This is a genomic window from Vibrio plantisponsor (assembly GCF_013041605.1).
Classification (GTDB): domain Bacteria; phylum Pseudomonadota; class Gammaproteobacteria; order Enterobacterales; family Vibrionaceae; genus Vibrio; species Vibrio plantisponsor.
In genome coordinates, this window is sequence record NZ_JABEQC010000008.1 from 157,077 (window position 1) to 175,002 (window position 17,926).

General features: G+C 44.9%; 15 protein-coding genes. 6 read left to right on the plus strand and 9 right to left on the minus strand.

The window, feature by feature from the left end:
* Positions 1 to 38 precede the first annotated feature (38 nt).
* Genes pcnB through panC form a run of 4 tightly spaced genes read left to right on the plus strand, consistent with a single transcriptional unit; the run spans position 39 to position 3,587 of the window.
* Positions 39 to 1,400 carry a polynucleotide adenylyltransferase PcnB gene (gene pcnB, locus HKI82_RS12835; protein ID WP_171138249.1) on the plus strand — a complete coding sequence of 454 codons (1,362 nt, stop codon included), beginning with the start codon at positions 39 to 41 and terminating at the stop codon, positions 1,398 to 1,400.
* The gene (folK, locus tag HKI82_RS12840; RefSeq protein ID WP_102940983.1) at positions 1,397 to 1,879 is read left to right on the plus strand and encodes a 2-amino-4-hydroxy-6-hydroxymethyldihydropteridine diphosphokinase; all 483 of its coding nucleotides are present in this window, start codon (positions 1,397 to 1,399) and stop codon (positions 1,877 to 1,879) included. The genes pcnB and folK overlap by 4 nt, the downstream gene beginning before the upstream one ends.
* A 36-nt stretch (positions 1,880 to 1,915) precedes the next feature.
* Positions 1,916 to 2,710 (plus strand): 3-methyl-2-oxobutanoate hydroxymethyltransferase, encoded by a 795-nt coding sequence (gene panB / locus HKI82_RS12845; protein ID WP_171138250.1) that lies wholly within the window; start codon positions 1,916 to 1,918, stop codon positions 2,708 to 2,710.
* Positions 2,711 to 2,720: 10 nt separating this feature from the next.
* Positions 2,721 to 3,587 (plus strand): pantoate--beta-alanine ligase, encoded by an 867-nt coding sequence (panC, locus tag HKI82_RS12850; RefSeq protein WP_171138251.1) that lies wholly within the window; start codon positions 2,721 to 2,723, stop codon positions 3,585 to 3,587.
* A gap of 113 nt (positions 3,588 to 3,700) precedes the next feature.
* Here the strand turns inward: panC and HKI82_RS12855 are convergent, their stop codons facing one another.
* Both HKI82_RS12855 and HKI82_RS12860 read right to left on the minus strand, forming a co-directional pair.
* Positions 3,701 to 4,471: an ABC transporter permease gene (locus HKI82_RS12855; protein WP_171138252.1), complete on the minus strand. Its 771-nt coding sequence runs from the start codon at positions 4,469 to 4,471 to the stop codon at positions 3,701 to 3,703.
* 9 nt (positions 4,472 to 4,480) lie between these two features.
* Positions 4,481 to 5,392: an ABC transporter ATP-binding protein gene (locus tag HKI82_RS12860; protein ID WP_171138253.1), complete on the minus strand. Its 912-nt coding sequence runs from the start codon at positions 5,390 to 5,392 to the stop codon at positions 4,481 to 4,483.
* Positions 5,393 to 5,644: 252 nt separating this feature from the next.
* Between HKI82_RS12860 and can the strand changes: the two genes are divergently transcribed.
* Positions 5,645 to 6,313 (plus strand): carbonate dehydratase, encoded by a 669-nt coding sequence (gene can / locus HKI82_RS12865; protein WP_102940978.1) that lies wholly within the window; start codon positions 5,645 to 5,647, stop codon positions 6,311 to 6,313.
* 72 nt (positions 6,314 to 6,385) lie between these two features.
* Here the strand turns inward: can and hpt are convergent, their stop codons facing one another.
* Entirely contained in the window at positions 6,386 to 6,916 is a 531-nt protein-coding gene (gene hpt, locus HKI82_RS12870; RefSeq protein ID WP_102940977.1) for a hypoxanthine phosphoribosyltransferase, read from the minus strand.
* Between the two features lie 312 nt (positions 6,917 to 7,228).
* On the opposite strand from hpt, the gene HKI82_RS12875 reads away from it, so the two are divergent.
* The gene (locus HKI82_RS12875) at positions 7,229 to 7,837 is read left to right on the plus strand and encodes a LuxR/HapR/OpaR family quorum-sensing transcriptional regulator (RefSeq protein WP_102940976.1); all 609 of its coding nucleotides are present in this window, start codon (positions 7,229 to 7,231) and stop codon (positions 7,835 to 7,837) included.
* 81 nt (positions 7,838 to 7,918) lie between these two features.
* Here HKI82_RS12875 and lpdA read toward each other — a convergent pair whose 3' ends face one another.
* The 6 genes from lpdA to dsbC form a co-directional block, all read right to left on the minus strand.
* Entirely contained in the window at positions 7,919 to 9,343 is a 1,425-nt protein-coding gene (lpdA, locus tag HKI82_RS12880) for a dihydrolipoyl dehydrogenase (protein ID WP_102940975.1), read from the minus strand.
* A 245-nt stretch (positions 9,344 to 9,588) separates the two neighbouring features.
* The gene (gene aceF, locus HKI82_RS12885; protein ID WP_102940974.1) at positions 9,589 to 11,469 is read right to left on the minus strand and encodes a pyruvate dehydrogenase complex dihydrolipoyllysine-residue acetyltransferase; all 1,881 of its coding nucleotides are present in this window, start codon (positions 11,467 to 11,469) and stop codon (positions 9,589 to 9,591) included.
* 19 nt (positions 11,470 to 11,488) lie between these two features.
* Positions 11,489 to 14,149: a pyruvate dehydrogenase (acetyl-transferring), homodimeric type gene (gene aceE, locus HKI82_RS12890; RefSeq protein WP_171138254.1), complete on the minus strand. Its 2,661-nt coding sequence runs from the start codon at positions 14,147 to 14,149 to the stop codon at positions 11,489 to 11,491.
* Positions 14,150 to 14,201: 52 nt separating this feature from the next.
* Positions 14,202 to 14,972: a pyruvate dehydrogenase complex transcriptional repressor PdhR gene (gene pdhR, locus HKI82_RS12895; protein WP_171138255.1), complete on the minus strand. Its 771-nt coding sequence runs from the start codon at positions 14,970 to 14,972 to the stop codon at positions 14,202 to 14,204.
* A 394-nt stretch (positions 14,973 to 15,366) separates the two neighbouring features.
* Positions 15,367 to 17,106, minus strand: a complete 1,740-nt coding sequence (gene recJ, locus HKI82_RS12900) for a single-stranded-DNA-specific exonuclease RecJ (RefSeq protein ID WP_171138294.1) — start codon at positions 17,104 to 17,106, stop codon at positions 15,367 to 15,369.
* 60 nt (positions 17,107 to 17,166) lie between these two features.
* Positions 17,167 to 17,922: a bifunctional protein-disulfide isomerase/oxidoreductase DsbC gene (gene dsbC / locus HKI82_RS12905; protein ID WP_171138256.1), complete on the minus strand. Its 756-nt coding sequence runs from the start codon at positions 17,920 to 17,922 to the stop codon at positions 17,167 to 17,169.
* Between the last annotated feature and the right edge of the window lie 4 nt (positions 17,923 to 17,926).

Below are 17,926 nucleotides of genomic sequence, written 5' to 3' on the forward strand. Positions count from 1 at the left end.
ACGGCACAAAAGGCAACACCAATCATTGTAAAACATACATGAATAACAACGACTTAAAAGAAAGCGAACATCACATATATCCAAGCTTAGCTTTGAATATCGTCACGCGCCAAGAGCACAACATTTCGCGTAAGCAGATTAGCGATAACGCGTTAAAGGTGTTGTATCGTCTTCAAGGTGCGGGTTTTGACGCCTACCTAGTCGGTGGTGGTGTTCGAGATTTATTACTCGAAGAAATACCAAAAGATTTCGATATCGCAACCAATGCGACACCAGAAGAAATTCGTCAGTTGTTCCGCAACTGCCGTTTGATTGGTCGTCGTTTCCGCCTTGCACATATCATGTTTGGACGGGACATCATTGAAGTAGCGACGTTCCGTGGACACCATCAGGAACCAAACAAACAGCTGGCTGTGCAGTCAGAAGCTGGCATGCTGCTGCGCGATAACGTCTACGGCACCATAGATGAAGATGCAGAACGCCGTGACTTCACTATCAATGCTATGTACTACAACATCGCCGATTACTCTATCCACGACTACGCAGGTGGTATGGAAGATCTTGAAGACAGACTTGTTCGTCTTATCGGTGATCCGGAAACTCGTTACCGCGAAGATCCTGTACGTATGCTCCGCGCGGTTCGTTTTGCAGTAAAACTGGATTTCGATATTGAAGAAGATACCGCAGCGCCAATTGAAGATTTAGCGCCGCTATTGCGTGACGTTCCTGCTGCTCGTCTCTATGAAGAGATGCTGAAAATGCTGCAATCAGGACACGGTTTGGAAACGTACCACTTAATGCGTGAATACAACCTGTTCCAACAAGTGTTCCCGACCATAGCGCGTCATTTCACCGAAGATTATTCATCACAGGCAGAGCACATGCTCGACTTAGTGCTTGATTCGACGGATTTGCGTATTGAAGAAGGCAAACGCATTAACCCTGCCTTTATGTTTGCCGCAATCTTCTGGTATCCGATGGTTAAACTCGCAGAAGAGATGATGGAAAGCCATAACCTCAACTTCTACGATGCGGTAATGGAAGCGAGCAACAAGATTCTTGATGAAGTGGTCAAGTCGATTGCGATTCCTCGCCGTCACACCGCCACTATGCGCGAAATTTGGCAGCTACAGTTACGTCTACCTCGTCGTAACGGTAAACGCGCTTTCCGTTTGATGGAATTGAATAAATTCCGAGCTGGTTTCGATTTCCTAGAAATGCGCGGTGAAGTTGAAGACGGTGAAGTTAAGCAACTGGCAGATTGGTGGCAAACCTTCCAAACTGCGGGTCGCACTATGCGACAAGCAATGGTGGCTGATTTAGACAGCATTGCTAAACCTTCTGGTACTCGTCGCCGTCGTCCATCGACACGCAAGAAAAAGAGCAAACCAGCATCATGACAGTAGCGTATATCGCAGTAGGCAGTAATCTCAGCGACCCTGTGACTCAAGCCAACAATGCTATTGAAGCACTAACCAAGTTACCGAAGTCGCGTTTTATCGCGGCTTCATCACTGTACAGCAGCACACCTATGGGTCCGCAAAATCAACCCGATTACATCAATGCTGTGGTGGCAGTTGAGACAGAATTAACACCTCTTGAGCTGCTTGATTGCACTCAGGCGATTGAACAGGAACAAGGGCGAGTCCGTAAAGATGAGCGTTGGGGACCAAGAACTCTCGACCTCGACATAGTGCTTTATGGCAACGAAACCATCGATTCTGAGCGATTAACCGTACCCCACTACGGCATGCGTGTCAGAGAATTTGTCCTTTATCCACTTGCAGAAATCGCACCTGAACTGCAACTTCCTGATGGCACATCCCTACAAGAGTTACTTAAATCTGTTCCGCTCAATGGGCTGAGTATTTGGCAATAGCCAAGCTCTGACCAATTGACTTAGTAAGGACATACAATGAAAAAAATAACGATCAACGACCTAATGAAGTGGAAAAAAGAAGGTCGTAAATTTGCGACTTCTACTGCCTATGACGCCAGCTTCGCGCAACTATTTGAAAGCCAAGAGATGCCTGTTCTTTTAGTGGGCGATTCACTGGGTATGGTTCTGCAAGGTGAGAGTGACACTCTACCTGTCAGCGTTGACGATATCGCTTACCACACGCGTTGTGTACGTAAAGGTAGCCCTAACTGCTTGCTAATGGCGGACATGCCGTTCATGAGTTACGCAACGCCTGAACAAGCTTGTGAAAATGCAGCAAAAATCATGCGCGCTGGCGCGAACATGGTGAAAATCGAAGGCGGTGACTGGCTAGTCGATACCGTTAAAATGCTTACTGAGCGTGCTGTACCGGTTTGTGCGCACCTAGGTTTAACGCCTCAGTCAGTGAACATCTTTGGTGGTTACAAAGTTCAAGGTCGTGACCAAGAACAAGCCGATCGTATGGTGAAAGACGCTATTGCACTACAAGAAGCTGGCGCGCAAATCGTTCTTCTTGAGTGTGTACCTGCTGGTTTGGCTGAGCGTATTACCCAAATTTTGGATGTACCTGTTATCGGTATTGGTGCGGGTAACAGCACTGACGGCCAAATTCTGGTAATGCACGATATGTTCGGAATTTCAGCCAATTACATGCCAAAATTCTCAAAGAATTTCCTTGCTGAAACAGGCGACATGCATAAAGCTGTTGCAGCTTACATTGCTGACGTAGAAGCCGGACGCTTCCCTGATGAAGCACATACTATTGCCTAAGGAGTAGTTCATGCAGACATATGCTGATATCTCAGCTCTTCGCGAGCAGATCCAACAGTATAAGCGTGATGGTCGAAAAGTGGCGTTTGTTCCAACTATGGGTAACTTACACGAAGGTCACCTGACTCTCGTGCGTAAAGCTCGCGAATTAGCCGATGTTGTTATCGTGAGTATCTTTGTTAACCCAATGCAGTTTGAACGCGCGGATGATCTCAATAGTTACCCTCGTACACTGGAAGAAGACTATAACAAACTGACCAGTGAAAACGTGGAAATTGTATTCACACCGACCCCAGAAATCATGTATCCACATGGCCTTGATAAGCAGACTTCCGTTGAAGTTCCTGGGTTATCAACCATGCTTGAGGGCGCTTCGCGTCCTGGGCACTTCCGTGGTGTCGCCACTGTGGTAACAAAGCTATTTAACATCGTTAAACCTGATGTAGCCTGCTTTGGTGAAAAAGATTTCCAACAGCTGGCTGTAATTCGCCAAATGGTTGCTGACCTATGCATGGATATCGAGATTGTCGGCGTACCAACTGTGCGTGAGATGGATGGTCTTGCGATGAGTTCTCGCAACAACTTGCTGTCTCTAAACGAGCGTCAACGTGCGCCAGTGCTGGCTCGTACTATGCACTGGATCAGCAGCGCTTTACGTGGTGGTCGTCGTGATTACGATACTATCGTTGTCGATGCTCAAGACCAGTTGCGTGCGGCAGGACTAGAACCGGATCAAATCTTTATTCGTGATTCGCGCACTTTGCTACCGGTTTCTGAAGAAACCAAGCAAGTCGTGATTCTGATGTCCGCATTTTTAGGTAAAGTCCGACTGATTGATAATCAGGTTGTCGATTTCGTATCAGAACAACAGAACTAAACTGACAATTAGTTTCTATAATTAATTGGTTTAAAAAGAAAAGGTCAACTTATGTTGACCTTTTTTATTGAGTAAAAATGCACTCTTTAATGAGCTATCGCGAAGATAAATAATTAACTGCGCAGACCTTTACCTTTAGTGACCAAGTAGTGAGCGACACAGTAAAGCACAACGACAAACACACTGAGTACGCTGAAAGAAGTGACGATATCTACATCTGACACACCCAAGAAGCCATAGCGGAATGCGTTCACCATATAGACAATTGGGTTAACCTTTGACACTCCTTGCCAGAACTCTGGCAACAAGCTGATCGAATAAAATACACCACCTAAATAGGTCAATGGCGTCAGAACGAAGGTTGGAACAATTGAAATATCGTCAAACGTTTTGGCAAATACCGCATTGATTAAGCCACCCAAAGCAAAAACGACCGAGGTCATAAATACAGTCAGGAAGATCACACCCCAGTGTTCCACATTCAGATGGACAAAGAATAAAGAAACAAAGGTCACCAGCGCACCAACCAGTAAACCACGAGTTACTCCACCCATGACATAACCGGCAATGATGACGTAATTAGGCACAGGTGCCACCAGCAACTCTTCTATATTCTTCTGCATTTTGGCACTGAAAAATGAAGAGGCTACGTTTGAGTAGGAGTTGGTAATCACCGACATCATAATCAAACCGGGAATGATGTACTCCATATAACTAAAGCCGTTCATCTGACCGATGCGAGAACCAATCAAGTTACCAAAAATGATGAAATAGAGGCACATGGTAATCACTGGTGGAACTAAGGTTTGCACCCAAATTCGCGTAAAGCGAGTGACTTCTTTACTTAACAAGCTAACAAAAGCTGTCCAATAAATTTGATACATAGTGGTTCCTTAACTCTGTTCGCGAACAATTCGAACAAACAGCTCTTCTAAACGGTTAGCTTTATTACGCATCGACAGCACTCTTACACCTTGCTCTGTAAGCTGGCTAAAAATGTGGTTTAACCCTTCTGTCTTTTCGATTTCAATTTCCAGCGAACCGTCTTTCAAGGTTTGCGAAATGACGCCATCAAGCTCAGTTAGCAGGCTTTCGTTCTCGATGTCCAAGACAAAAGTTTCGACGTGAAGCTTAGATAACAAGCCCTTCATGGTGGTATTTTCGATAACTTCACCACGGTTGATGATACCTATGTTACGACACAGCATTTCCGCTTCTTCAAGATAGTGAGTCGTCAGGATAATCGTAATACCCTGCGCATTAATCTTCTTCAGAAACTCCCACATAGAGCGGCGTAATTCGATATCAACCCCAGCAGTCGGCTCATCAAGGATCAGCAGTTGTGGCTCATGCATTAATGCGCGAGCAATCATCAAACGACGCTTCATACCACCAGATAAGTTACGAGCACGCTCTTTGCGCTTCTCCCACAAATCCAGCTGGGTCAGATACTTCTCTGCTCTCTCTTTGGCTATCGCTTTAGAGACACCGTAATAACCTGCTTGCTGAGTAACAATCTGCTCTACGGTTTCAAACTGGTTAAAGTTGAATTCCTGAGGGACAAGACCCAGTTGTTGTTTCGCCTGCTCAAGATGTGTATCAATGTCATAGCCAAACACCTTCACCTTGCCTGACGTCTTGTTAACCAGTGAAGAAATGATACCGATAGTCGTCGATTTACCTGCACCGTTAGGCCCAAGTAAGGCGTAGAAGTCGCCCTTTTTGACAGACACACTGATGCCTTTCAGCGCTTCAAAACCACCTGCGTAGGTTTTACGCAGCTGATCTATTTCTAATGCGTACATAATGGAGCTCTTTTTGTGTGAATACCGTATATGTGCCGATTTTAACGGCAGTTTTCAACCCCAAGCATTAAATAGTTTTTATAAACCTTAAACCACAGTGCGTTTAAATAGCCTTACTAACTGAGTGTTGTTAGTCGATGAAATCATGAATAATTTTCTACACTGCTCAGATGAGTAATCTCTAGGCGAAATAGTCAGAGATCGATGTTGTGACATTGTGTATAGTTGTAACAGCACTTTAAGGGAAGTAACATGCCAGAGATTAAACAACTATTCGAAAACAACTCAAAGTGGTCAGAGTCGATTAAAGCTGATCGCCCAGAGTACTTTACTAAGCTTGCTGAAGGACAGAATCCAGATTTTTTATGGATTGGTTGTTCAGACAGCCGTGTACCAGCAGAACGTTTAACTGGCCTATACTCAGGTGAATTGTTCGTTCATCGTAATGTTGCCAACCAAGTCATTCACACCGACTTAAACTGTCTCTCTGTTGTTCAGTATGCAGTTGATGTACTTAAAGTGAAGCACATTATTGTTTGTGGTCACTATGGATGTGGTGGTGTGACAGCTTCAATCGACAACCCGCAACTAGGCTTAATCAACAACTGGTTACTGCACATTCGCGATTTATATTTTAAGCACCGCAAATACATTGAACTGATGCCTGAAATTGATCGCTCTGACAAATTGGCGGAAATCAACGTAGCAGAACAAGTCCACAATCTTGCTAATTCAACCATTCTGCAAAATGCATGGGAACGCGGACAAGAAGTTGAACTTCACGGTATTGTATATGGTATCGAAGACGGCAAGCTAGAGTACCTAGGCGTTCGCTGCAACTCTCGTGAAACCATTAATGACAGCTACAACAAAGCAATGGAAAAAATTCTTAACCCAGAACACCAACTGCTTTGTCGCTAATTGCTTACTAAAAGCTAAGAACACAAAAAAGCCCACTTCAGTGGGCTTTTTCATTTTTTACAACAAAGGCAATTATTCCTGAGGGACAACTTTACCTATGTATGGTAAGTGGCGGTATTTTTGTGCGTAATCGATACCCACACCCACTACGAATTCATCTGGAATTTCAAAGCCAATCCAAGACACGTCTACATTCACTTCGCGACGAGAAGGCTTATCAAGCAGTGTACAAATTTGAATTGATTTAGGCTCACGCAGAGATAGGATCTCTTTCACTTTATTCAGTGTGTTGCCGGTATCAATGATGTCTTCAACAAGCAGAACATCTTTACCTTTGATGTCATCATCCAAATCTTTCAGGATGCGAACATCACGAGAACTCGTCATTGAGTTGCCGTAGCTAGATGCTGTCATAAAGTCTACTTGGTGGATCAGCTCAATCGATCGCGCCAAGTCAGCCATGAAAACAAAAGAACCACGCAACAAGCCAACCAGCACCAAATCTTCGCTGCCTTGGTAGTGTTGAGTGATTTGCTTACCTAGTTCACGGATACGTTCCTGAACTTCTTGCTCAGAAATCATTACTTCAACTGTATGCTTCATACCATTCTCATTTGGTTGGGGCACAATACACTAATAGACGCGCCGCAGAATTTGTTCGGCGCGTATAGTAACACTGCCGAGCAATAGAGTTAACCTTTTCTCCTACCCTGAATGATGAGTCTCTGTCTATACAAATTAAACTTGTTGATAAAGCTCATTTTTAATAATTGGAATGAATACCTAGTTCAAACGTTGACCTTCAATATATGCACCAGTACACTCATAGAGCTTTAGGCAACTAATAAAATAATCATTAGAGTGGTAAACACTCAACTAACAACGTAACAACGAAAAATGGCAGGATTTACAACTATGGACGCATCGATTGAGAAACGCCCGAGAACTAGGCTATCTCCCCAGAAACGTAAACTTCAACTTATGGAAATCGCGCTAGAGGTTTTCGCCAGACGCGGCATTGGTCGTGGCGGACATGCTGATATCGCTGAAATTGCTCAAGTGTCAGTAGCTACGGTATTTAACTACTTCCCTACTCGTGAAGACTTGGTGGATGAAGTTCTTACTCACGTGGTACGTCAATTCTCTAACTTCTTAACCGATAACATTGATTTAGACTTACCAGCCAAAGAAAACCTAAGCAACATCACCAAAGAGCTAGTGGAAATCAGCTATCAGGATTGCTACTGGCTAAAAGTATGGTTTGAATGGAGTGCTTCAACTCGTGATGAAGTATGGCCACTCTTTATGTCGACCAACCGAACCAATCAAATGCTAGTGAAGAACATCTTCTGCAAAGCGATTGAACGTGGTGAAGTGTGCGATAAGCATGATCCAGAAGAACTAACTATGCTGTTCCACGGTCTTTGCTACTCATTGTTTGTTCAGGCAAACCGAGTGGAAGACAAAGAGAGCATCAACCAGTTAGCGAACACCTACATGGATATGTTGTGTATCTATAAATAACTAACTGTTGAGCCAAAACTTAACGTTTAGATGTAAAAAAACCGCTGGAGATTCAGCGGTTTTTTTGACTCTCAAGAAGAATTATTTCTTCTTAGCTTTTGCGTTTGGCAGGTCAGTAATTGTACCTTCAAACACTTCCGCCGCTAGACCAACAGACTCGTGTAGAGTTGGGTGAGCGTGGATAGTTAGAGCGATATCTTCAGCATCACAACCCATCTCGATAGCAAGACCGATTTCGCCTAGTAGTTCACCACCGTTAGTACCAACGATAGCACCACCAATCACTCGGTGAGTCTCTTTATCAAAGATTAGCTTAGTCATACCGTCAGCACAGTCAGACGCGATTGCACGGCCTGATGCGGCCCATGGGAATGTCGCCACTTCGTAGTTGATGCCTTCAGCTTTCGCTTCTTTCTCAGTCTTACCAACCCAGGCAACTTCTGGCTCAGTGTACGCAATTGAAGGAATAACTTTAGGATCGAAGTAGTGCTTCTTACCAGAGATAACTTCTGCAGCAACGTGACCTTCATGAACACCTTTGTGAGCAAGCATTGGTTGACCAACGATGTCACCGATAGCGAAGATGTGAGGTACGTTAGTACGCATTTGCTTGTCTACATTGATGAAGCCACGCTCATCAACTTCAAGACCCGCTTTCTCTGCATCAAGAAGTTTACCGTTTGGTACACGGCCGATAGCAACAAGAACAGCATCGTAACGCTCAGCTTCAGCTGGTGCTTTTTTGCCTTCCATTGAAACGTAGATACCATCTTCTTTCGCTTCAACTGCTGTTACTTTCGTTTCTAGCATCAGGTTGAACTTGTCTTTGATGCGCTTGGTGTAAACCTTAACGATGTCTTTATCCGCAGCTGGAATCACTTGGTCGAACATTTCAACTACGTCGATTTGTGAACCTAGCGCGTGGTATACCGTACCCATTTCTAGACCGATAATACCGCCACCCATGATCAACAGTTTTCCAGGTACTTCTTTCAGCTCAAGAGCGTCAGTTGAGTCCCAAATACGTGGATCTTCATGTGGAATAAATGGAAGTTTGATTGGGCGAGAACCCGCAGCAACGATAGCGTTGTCGAAGTTTACTGTTGTCTTACCGTCTTCACCTTCCACTTCAATAGTGTTAGGACCAGTAAACTTACCAAAACCGTTAACAACCGTTACTTTACGCATCTTAGCCATACCGCCAAGACCACCAGTTAACTGGTTAATTACTTTTTCTTTCCATAGACGGATTTTGTCGATATCCGTTTGAGGTTCGCCGAATACGATGCCGTGTTCAGCAAGAGCTTTCGCTTCTTCGATAACTTTTGCTACGTGAAGAAGTGCTTTTGATGGGATACAACCCACGTTCAAACATACACCACCTAGAGTGTTGTAACGTTCGATAATAACAGTTTCCAGACCTAAGTCGGCACAACGGAATGCAGCGGAGTAACCAGCAGGACCTGCACCAAGTACAACAACTTGGGCTTTAATTTCTTTGCTCATTTCGACCTCTTGTAGTCAATATCCCTAACAGGCTGAGTGGGTATGATATCTTTTTTAATTAATACGATTATTTTCAGACCGCAACAGTTTACAGAGATGTTAATGGTGTGAAAAGTAAATCCATTTAGCCTGTGAGCTAGCCAACAATTCAAATGCGCTTAACGCCTTTCGGCATTCATTATTACATTCAAACTGATAGTCAACAGTTGAATCAAGGCGGCTTTCGCCGCCTTATTTCTCTTAAATTACAGTACTAGACGACGGATGTCGCTTAGACAAGCATTCAAGTAAGTGATGAAGCGTGCACCTTCAGCACCATCGATCACACGGTGGTCGTATGATAGAGATAGCGGAAGTTGTAGACGAGCTTCGAACTCTTTACCGTTCCAAACTGGCTTCATTTCAGACTTAGATACACCAAGGATACCTACTTCTGGCGCATTCACGATTGGCGTAAATGCAGTACCACCAATGCCACCTAGGCTAGAGATAGTGAAACAGCCGCCTTGCATGTCTGCTGCAGTCAGTTTGCCTGCACGAGCTTTCTTAGACACTACTGCTAGTTCTTCAGAAAGTTCGTAAATGCCTTTCTTGTTCACGTCTTTGAATACTGGAACAACTAGACCGTTTGGCGTATCAACCGCGATACCTACGTTCACGTATTTCTTCAGAATCAAGCTTTCGCCATCTTCAGAAAGAGAAGAGTTAAATGCAGGGAACGCTTCAAGCGCTTTAGCAACAGCTTTCATGATGAACACTAGTGGAGTGATCTTCATGCCAGTGTCTTTCTTCGCTTCAATCGCATTTTGCTCTTTACGGAAGTTTTCTAGTTCAGTGATGTCTGCGTTATCCCACTGTGTAACGTGAGGGATCATTACCCAGTTACGGTGTAGGTTCGCACCAGAAATTTTCTTAATACGAGATAGAGGTTGAACTTCAGTTTCACCAAACTTGCTGAAATCAACTTTCGGCCAAGGAAGTAGACCAAGCGCTGCACCGTCACCTTTACCAGAAGCTGCAGTACCAGATTCAAGACGCTTAAGAGCCTCTTTCACGTAGTTCTGTACGTCTTCTTTCAGGATACGGCTCTTACGGCCAGAACCTTTCACTTTCGCTAGGTTTACACCGAATTCGCGCGCTAGGCGACGAACAACAGGTGAAGCGTGAGCGTAGTCGTTGTTCTCTTCAAACTCAGTTGCTGCCGGAGCTGCTGCTGGTTTTGCTGCTTCAGCTTTAGGAGCTGGAGCTGCCGCAGGAGCCGCTGCTTGAGCTGGTGCTGCTGGCGCAGGAGCTGCACCGGCTACTTCGAACACCATGATCAATGAGCCAGTTGATACTTTATCGCCAGCTGCAACTTTGATTTCTTTAACCGTACCAGCAAACGGAGCTGGTACTTCCATAGAAGCTTTGTCGCCTTCAACAGTAATCAGAGATTGCTCTTCAGTTACTGTATCGCCAACCGCTACCATGATTTCAGTGACTTCTACTTCGTCACCGCCGATATCAGGAACGTTAACTTCTTTAACGCCAGATGCTGCTGGTGCCGCCGCCGGAGCTGCTGCTGCAACTGGTGCAGGTGCTGCTGCGCCTGAACCTGCTACTTCAAAGATCATCACTAGTGAGCCAGTTGATACTTTATCACCAGCTGCAACTTTGATTTCTTTTAGAGTACCAGCGAATGGTGCAGGTACTTCCATTGAAGCTTTGTCACCTTCTACTGTCAGTAGAGATTGCTCTTCAGCGATTGAATCGCCAACAGCAACTAGGATTTCAGTAACTTCTACTTCGTCGCCACCGATATCCGGTACACAAACTTCTTTCAGTTCACTTGCTGCCGCAGCTGCAGGTGCAGCTACTGGAGCCGCTTCTGCCGCTGGAGCAGGCGCAGCTGCGCCCGCTTCTTCGAAGATCATGATAAGTGAACCCGTTGTTACTTTATCGCCAGCAACAACTTTGATTTCTTTTACGATACCCGCTTGAGAAGCAGGTACTTCCATAGAAGCTTTGTCGCCTTCTACCGTAATAAGAGATTGTTCTTCTTCAACCTTGTCGCCAACGCTTACAAGAATCTCAGTAACTTCAACCTCATCCGCACCGATGTCTGGTACATTAATTTCGATTGCCATTATTCTTTCCTACCTTCAATTAAGCGTATAGCGGGTTTGTTTTTTCAGTGTCGATGTCGAACTTCTTGATTGCTTCAACAACCACAGATTTCTCAACATCACCACGTTTCGCTAGTTCGCTTAGAGCTGCAACCACAACGTAACCTGCGTTCACTTCGAAGTGACGACGTAGGTTCTCACGGCTGTCAGAACGACCAAAGCCATCAGTACCCAGTACTTTGTATGATTCAGCTGGGATAAACGCACGTACTTGCTCAGCGTAGTTCTTCATGTAGTCAGTAGCAGCGATTGCAGGCTCAGTACCCATTACAGTTTGGATGTAAGGTACTTGTGCTTCCGCTTCTGGGTGAAGCATGTTGTAACGCTCTACCGCTTGACCATCACGAGTCACTTCGTTGAATGACGTTACAGAGTAAACGTCAGAAGCAATACCGTAGTCATCGCTTAGGATTTGAGCCGCTTTACGTACTTCGTTCATGATAGTACCAGAGCTCATAAGCTGAACTTTCGCCTTGTTACCAGCGTAAGTTTCTAGCTTGTAGATACCTTTACGGATGCCTTCTTCAGCGCCTTCTGGCATTGCTGGCATTGCGTAGTTTTCGTTCATCAGAGTTAGGTAGTAGAACACGTTCTCTTGATCACCATACATACGACGAATACCGTCTTGCATGATTACCGCAACTTCGTATGCGAATGTTGGGTCGTAAGAGATACAGTTCGGTACAGTACCAGCCATGATGTGTGAGTGACCGTCTTCGTGTTGTAGACCTTCACCGTTTAGCGTTGTACGACCTGCTGTTGCACCTAGTAGGAAACCACGAGCTTGTTGGTCACCAGCCATCCATGCCATGTCACCAACACGTTGGAAACCGAACATAGAGTAGTAGATGTAGAACGGGATCATTGGTAGATCGTTAGTGCTGTATGAAGTTGCAGCAGCAACCCATGAAGACATAGCACCTAGTTCGTTGATACCTTCTTGTAGTACCTGACCAGACGTTGCTTCTTTGTAGTAAGAAACGATGTCGCGGTCTTGTGGTGTGTAGTTCTGGCCGTGCGGGTTGTAGATACCGATTTGACGGAACAGACCTTCCATACCAAATGTACGAGCTTCGTCAGCAATGATAGGAACGATGTTTTGACCGATGTTCTTATCTTTAAGCAGCACGTTTAGAGTACGTACAAACGCCATTGTTGTAGAAATATCACGCTTCTGTTCTTCTAGTAGCGGTTGGAAATCTTCAACAGGCGGAATAACTAGCTCTTGAGTGAAGTTAGGCAGACGCTTAGGCGTGTAACCTTTCAGAGCTTTACGACGTGCATGTAAGTATTCGTATTCTTTCGAACCTTCTTCCAGAGTTAGGTATGGAAGTTCTTTCACTGCTTCGTCAGTTAGGATGTCTTGAAGACCTAGACGATCACGTAGGTGTAGAACGTGAGTCATATCCATCTTCTTAACTTGGTGCGCGATGTTCTTACCTTCTGCCGCTTCACCCATGCCGTAACCTTTAACTGTTTTCGCTAGGATTACAGTTGGACGACCTTTAGTGTCTTGTGCATTTTTGAATGCTGCGTACAGTTTAGAAGACTCGTGACCACCACGCTTAAGTGCGAAGATTTCGTCGTCAGTCATGTCTGCAACTAGAGCTGCAGTTTCTGGGTACTTACCAAAGAAGTGCTCACGTACGTATGCGCCATCTTTAGATTTGAATGTTTGGTAGTCACCATCGATAGTTTCGTTCATCAGTTGAAGAAGCTTACCGCTAGTGTCTTTTGCTAGTAGAGAATCCCAGTTGTTACCCCAGATAACTTTCACTACGTTCCAACCAGCACCTTTGAACAGACCTTCAAGTTCTTGAATGATCTTACCGTTACCCATAACAGGGCCGTCTAGACGCTGTAGGTTACAGTTGATTAGGAAACATAGGTTGTCTAGTTTTTCACGAGCAGCGAAAGAGATAGCACCGCGTGATTCTGGCTCATCCATCTCACCGTCACCTAGGAACGCGTATACACGTTGCTCAGAAGTGTCTTTTAGGCCACGACCGTCTAGGTATTTAAGGAAACGAGCTTGGTAGATTGCAGAGATTGGACCAAGCCCCATAGAAACCGTTGGGAATTGCCAGAACTCAGGCATCAATTTAGGGTGTGGGTATGAAGGAATACCTTTACCGTCTACTTCTTGACGGAAGTTGTCTAGTTGCTCAGCAGTTAGACGACCTTCAACGAATGCACGTGCGTAGATCCCTGGAGAAATGTGGCCTTGGTAGTAAACCAAGTCGCCGCCATCTTTCTCGTTCGCAGCACGGAAGAAATGGTTGAAACAGGTTTCGTAGAATGCAGCCGAAGATTGGAAAGACGCCATGTGGCCGCCTAGCTCTAAATCTTTCTTAGATGCACGTAGAACGATCATGATTGCGTTCCAACGGATGATAGAGCGAATACGACGCTCTAGCGTTGTGTCACCCGGATATGCTGGCTCTTGTGCTGCTGGGATCGTGTTGATGTAATTTGTTGTAACGCCAGTAGGCATATCAACACCATCTAAACGAGCTTTTTCTAGCACTTCTTCAAGAATGAACTGCGCGCGCTCTACACCTTCTTCACGAACAACTGACTCAAGGGCAGCTAACCACTCCTGAGTTTCCAGTGCGTCTACGTCATGCTTCATGTCGGACATGGCGATCTATCCTTCTATTGGTTGGATTCTATTTATAATCGCAATAAACCGCTTACTGCGGCTCATTACCCTGTTGGATACGACGTAAAGAACGCTCACGACGAGACTGTTCTCGGGTCAGTTCCAACAATGTTTCTTCAATATAAGCTAAATGAGAATGTGACATCTCGCGCGCCGTATCAGGCTTACCAGAAACAATCGCATCCACGATGTTAGCTCGGTGCTTGTTTACTTTCTCAACCGCTTCTGGGCGGTGACGGAGTAATTTAAAATTCTGTAAAATATTTTGCTCTAGCAAAGGCGCAAGGCTACGAACGATATGTAGAATCACCACATTGTGGGTCGCTTCAGTAATGGCAATTAAAAACTCCATTACGGTTGAAGCTTCTGCTTCAAAATCGTGTTTCTCTTGTGCTTCGCTAATTTTCAATACGCTTGATTGAATACGAGCAAAATCTTCTGCTGTACCACGTAAAGCCGCAAAATAGGCAGAAATACCTTCTAATGCGTGTCGCGCTTCAAGTAAGTCCAGCTGAGTTTCTGAATGGTTTGACAATAAATTTAGCAGAGGATCAGAGAAACTTTTCCAAATATGCTCACTGACGAACGTACCACCGCCTTGGCGACGGGTCAGTAGACGTTTAGCTTCTAAGCGTTGAATAGCTTCACGAACCGATGGACGAGAGACTTCAAACTGTTTAGCTAACTCGCGTTCTGGTGGCAGTTGCTGTCCTGGGGACAGAGTTCCTTCAATAATCAGTCGCTCCAACTCTTGTTCAATAACATCAGAGAGTTTCGGCTGACGAATCCTTTGATAAGCCATAATTTATTATTCTTCTACTCTTTATGCCTTGCTGGCAATTGGTAATACCAATTTCAAATTGACGAAGAAATTAACATATCCAACGTGTTAGTGTCCAGTCAATTATTGACCCAAATCATAAAACACAGGTATTGGAAATACTTTATTAACAATAAAAATTATTTTTCAATACAACATTGGTCAGACCAATTACAAAATAGACACAGAATTGAAGTTATGGGTAATTAGTGTTACCAATTCATTGCATGAATAGAGCGAATGGCTTTTTAGGATAAAAATCACAAATATTTATCGTACAAGGTGCGGTTGAACTGATCCTTGTCACATTTACGATGAATTAAAAAAGCGGCTTAGAATAAAGCCGCGATTGGAAGAAGTTATTAGATTGTTGCAGCTATTTTGCTTCTAAATGGTCGATCATTAATTGTAAAGACTGATTTCCTCGGAACTCATTGATGTCCAATTTGTACGCTAATCGAACCGTTTTCACTGAAGCGTCGGGCCAACGTCGCAGGTCAATATTGAAGGCTATTCCATCAATCATAATATTGGTTGGATGACCTTTATGTAGAGGTTCAAGCATCAACTTGAGATGCTTTTCTCCCACTAATTTTTGATGCAACACTTTAAATTCACCGTCAAAGATCGGTTCTGGGAATGCTTGTCCCCATGGGCCACCAGCACGCAGTGTCTCTGCGGTATGCATAGAGAACTCTTCAGGCTTGAGTTCTCCATCGGTCAAAATCACCCCTTTCAGCATCGCATCATCAAGCTCTTGGCGAACCACTTCATCGAACAACTTACAAAAGCGCTCGAAGTCTTTTTCAGCGATCGTCAAGCCTGCTGCCATCGCATGTCCACCGAACTTTTTGATGACACCCGGATTCTGAGTATCAATTTTGTCCAACGCATCACGCATATGCAGCCCAGCAACAGAACGGCAAGAACCTTTAATCAGACCATCTCCACCATCAGCAAAAGCAATCACAGGACGGTGATATTGCTCTTTGATGCGCGAAGCCAGAATACCGATAACGCCTTGGTGCCAGTCTCTTTGGAACAGCACTAAGCCATACGGCAGTTCACTGTCTTTACCAAACTCCAGACGCTCACAAAAGGCCATCGCCTCTTGCTTCATCCCCTCTTCGATATCTTTACGAGTCTGGTTTAAACCATCCAGTTCGCTTGCCATTCTGCGCGCTGCATGGATGTTGTTACACAGCAGAAGCTCAACCCCAAAGGACATATCATCCAAACGGCCGGCCGCATTAATACGTGGACCAAGCGCAAAACCAAAGTCTGATGCCACCAGTTTGCTCGCATCACGCTTAGCAACTTCAATCAATGCCTGAATACCAGGTCTTGCCAAGCCAGCGCGAATTCTCTGTAAACCTTGGTGCACCAGAATACGGTTGTTTTCATCGAGTGCGACTACGTCAGCAACTGTGCCTAAAGCGACTAAATCAATCAGTTCCATCAATTTAGGCTCTTGCATACCTTGTTCGGTAAAGTAGCCAACTTTGCGCATGTGAACACATAAAGCCATCATCAGGTAGAAAGCAACGCCCACACCCGCCAATGCTTTTGAAGGAAAAGCACACTGCTGAAGGTTTGGGTTCACCATCGCATCCACTTCTGGCAGCTCATGTCCCGGCAGATGGTGGTCTGTTACCAATACCTGCAAACCTTTTTGTTTGGCATAACGGACGCCTTCGATTGAAGAAACGCCGTTATCGACAGTCATGATCATCTCAGCACCGAGGCTGATCGCCTGATCAACCACTTCAGGGCTTAATCCATATCCGTCTTCAAAACGATTTGGCACCAGATAATCCACATTACGGCTGCCAAGCATACGCAAAGCCAATACCGAAAGCGCAGAACTGGTCGCGCCATCGGCATCAAAATCACCAACAATGATGATGCGCGTTTGCTCTTTAATTGCTTGATATAAAAGTTCAACCGCCTGCTCGATACCGTGCAGCTTTTGGTATGAATGCAATGCCTTAGCGGCTTTATTCAATTGCTCTAAATCGGTAACGCCACGGTTTAAATAAACACGTTTTAAGATGGGCGGAATAGAATCAGGAAGAAGAGATAAATCAGGTTCTGGTCTGCGTTGAATTTCGATCATGGCTGGATTTCTGTCATACATGCGCAGGCTTGAGTCTCCTCAAGCCTGTATCCTCAGTAATTATTGCTGTTGTAGGCGTTGTTCAAGTTGTGATGGAGGCAAGTAACCACCCACCATATCACCCGAAGGTAAGAATATGGCTGGTGTACCGCTAATACCTAACTGACGGCCAAGCTGATAATGGTCAGTGATCGTTTGTTTACATTGAGCGAGATTTTTACCTTGCGCGACTTCGGCAGGCTCACGGGTCACTTTAGCATTGTGCATCGCTGATGCAGGGTCTGCTGCACACCAGATTTTCGCCATATTGTCAGCGACTTGTCCACTTGGTCCCTGACGAGGAAAAGCCAGATAGCGAACGGTAATACCGCGCTTGTTGTATTCCTTCATCTCTTGATGCAGACGTACACAGTAACCGCAGGTGATATCGGTAAACACAGTCACAGCGTATTTTTCATTATCCGCTTTGTATTCGATCATGCTGTCTCTGAACTGAGCAATTTTTTCAGCATTAATTGGCGCTTGGCGCTTGGCCATCACATCAACATAAGAGCCGTCTTCACTCAGCTCATAAAGTGTGCCAGCAATCAGGTATTTGGCGTCAGGAGACGCAAATAACACACCGCCTTCGGTATTGACTTCAACCAAGCCATCAATAGAGGAAGGAACAACATCAATCACAGGCATTCCCAGTTTTTCAAATTTGCTGATAAAAGCTTCTTTATCAATATCAGTCTCCGCAGAAGAGCCTGCTGAAAAACCGGCTAAAGCGAATAATGGTAAGAGAGATAAAGTCAGTCGGCGTAATACGCTCATTAAA

Bases quoted from the DNA above. Each gene is read 5' to 3' on its own strand.
- aceF (WP_102940974.1), bottom strand. From the start codon at position 11,469: ATGGCAATCGAAATTAATGTACCAGACATCGGTGCGGATGAGGTTGAA.
- pcnB (WP_171138249.1), top strand. From the start codon at position 39: ATGAATAACAACGACTTAAAAGAAAGCGAACATCACATATATCCAAGC.
- recJ (WP_171138294.1), bottom strand. From the start codon at position 17,106: ATGATCGAAATTCAACGCAGACCAGAACCTGATTTATCTCTTCTTCCT.
- folK (WP_102940983.1), top strand. From the start codon at position 1,397: ATGACAGTAGCGTATATCGCAGTAGGCAGTAATCTCAGCGACCCTGTG.
- aceE (WP_171138254.1), bottom strand. From the start codon at position 14,149: ATGTCCGACATGAAGCATGACGTAGACGCACTGGAAACTCAGGAGTGG.
- HKI82_RS12855 (WP_171138252.1), bottom strand. From the start codon at position 4,471: ATGTATCAAATTTATTGGACAGCTTTTGTTAGCTTGTTAAGTAAAGAA.
- dsbC (WP_171138256.1), bottom strand. From the start codon at position 17,922: ATGAGCGTATTACGCCGACTGACTTTATCTCTCTTACCATTATTCGCT.
- hpt (WP_102940977.1), bottom strand. From the start codon at position 6,916: ATGAAGCATACAGTTGAAGTAATGATTTCTGAGCAAGAAGTTCAGGAA.
- pdhR (WP_171138255.1), bottom strand. From the start codon at position 14,972: ATGGCTTATCAAAGGATTCGTCAGCCGAAACTCTCTGATGTTATTGAA.
- can (WP_102940978.1), top strand. From the start codon at position 5,645: ATGCCAGAGATTAAACAACTATTCGAAAACAACTCAAAGTGGTCAGAG.
- panB (WP_171138250.1), top strand. From the start codon at position 1,916: ATGAAAAAAATAACGATCAACGACCTAATGAAGTGGAAAAAAGAAGGT.
- HKI82_RS12860 (WP_171138253.1), bottom strand. From the start codon at position 5,392: ATGTACGCATTAGAAATAGATCAGCTGCGTAAAACCTACGCAGGTGGT.
- panC (WP_171138251.1), top strand. From the start codon at position 2,721: ATGCAGACATATGCTGATATCTCAGCTCTTCGCGAGCAGATCCAACAG.
- lpdA (WP_102940975.1), bottom strand. From the start codon at position 9,343: ATGAGCAAAGAAATTAAAGCCCAAGTTGTTGTACTTGGTGCAGGTCCT.
- HKI82_RS12875 (WP_102940976.1), top strand. From the start codon at position 7,229: ATGGACGCATCGATTGAGAAACGCCCGAGAACTAGGCTATCTCCCCAG.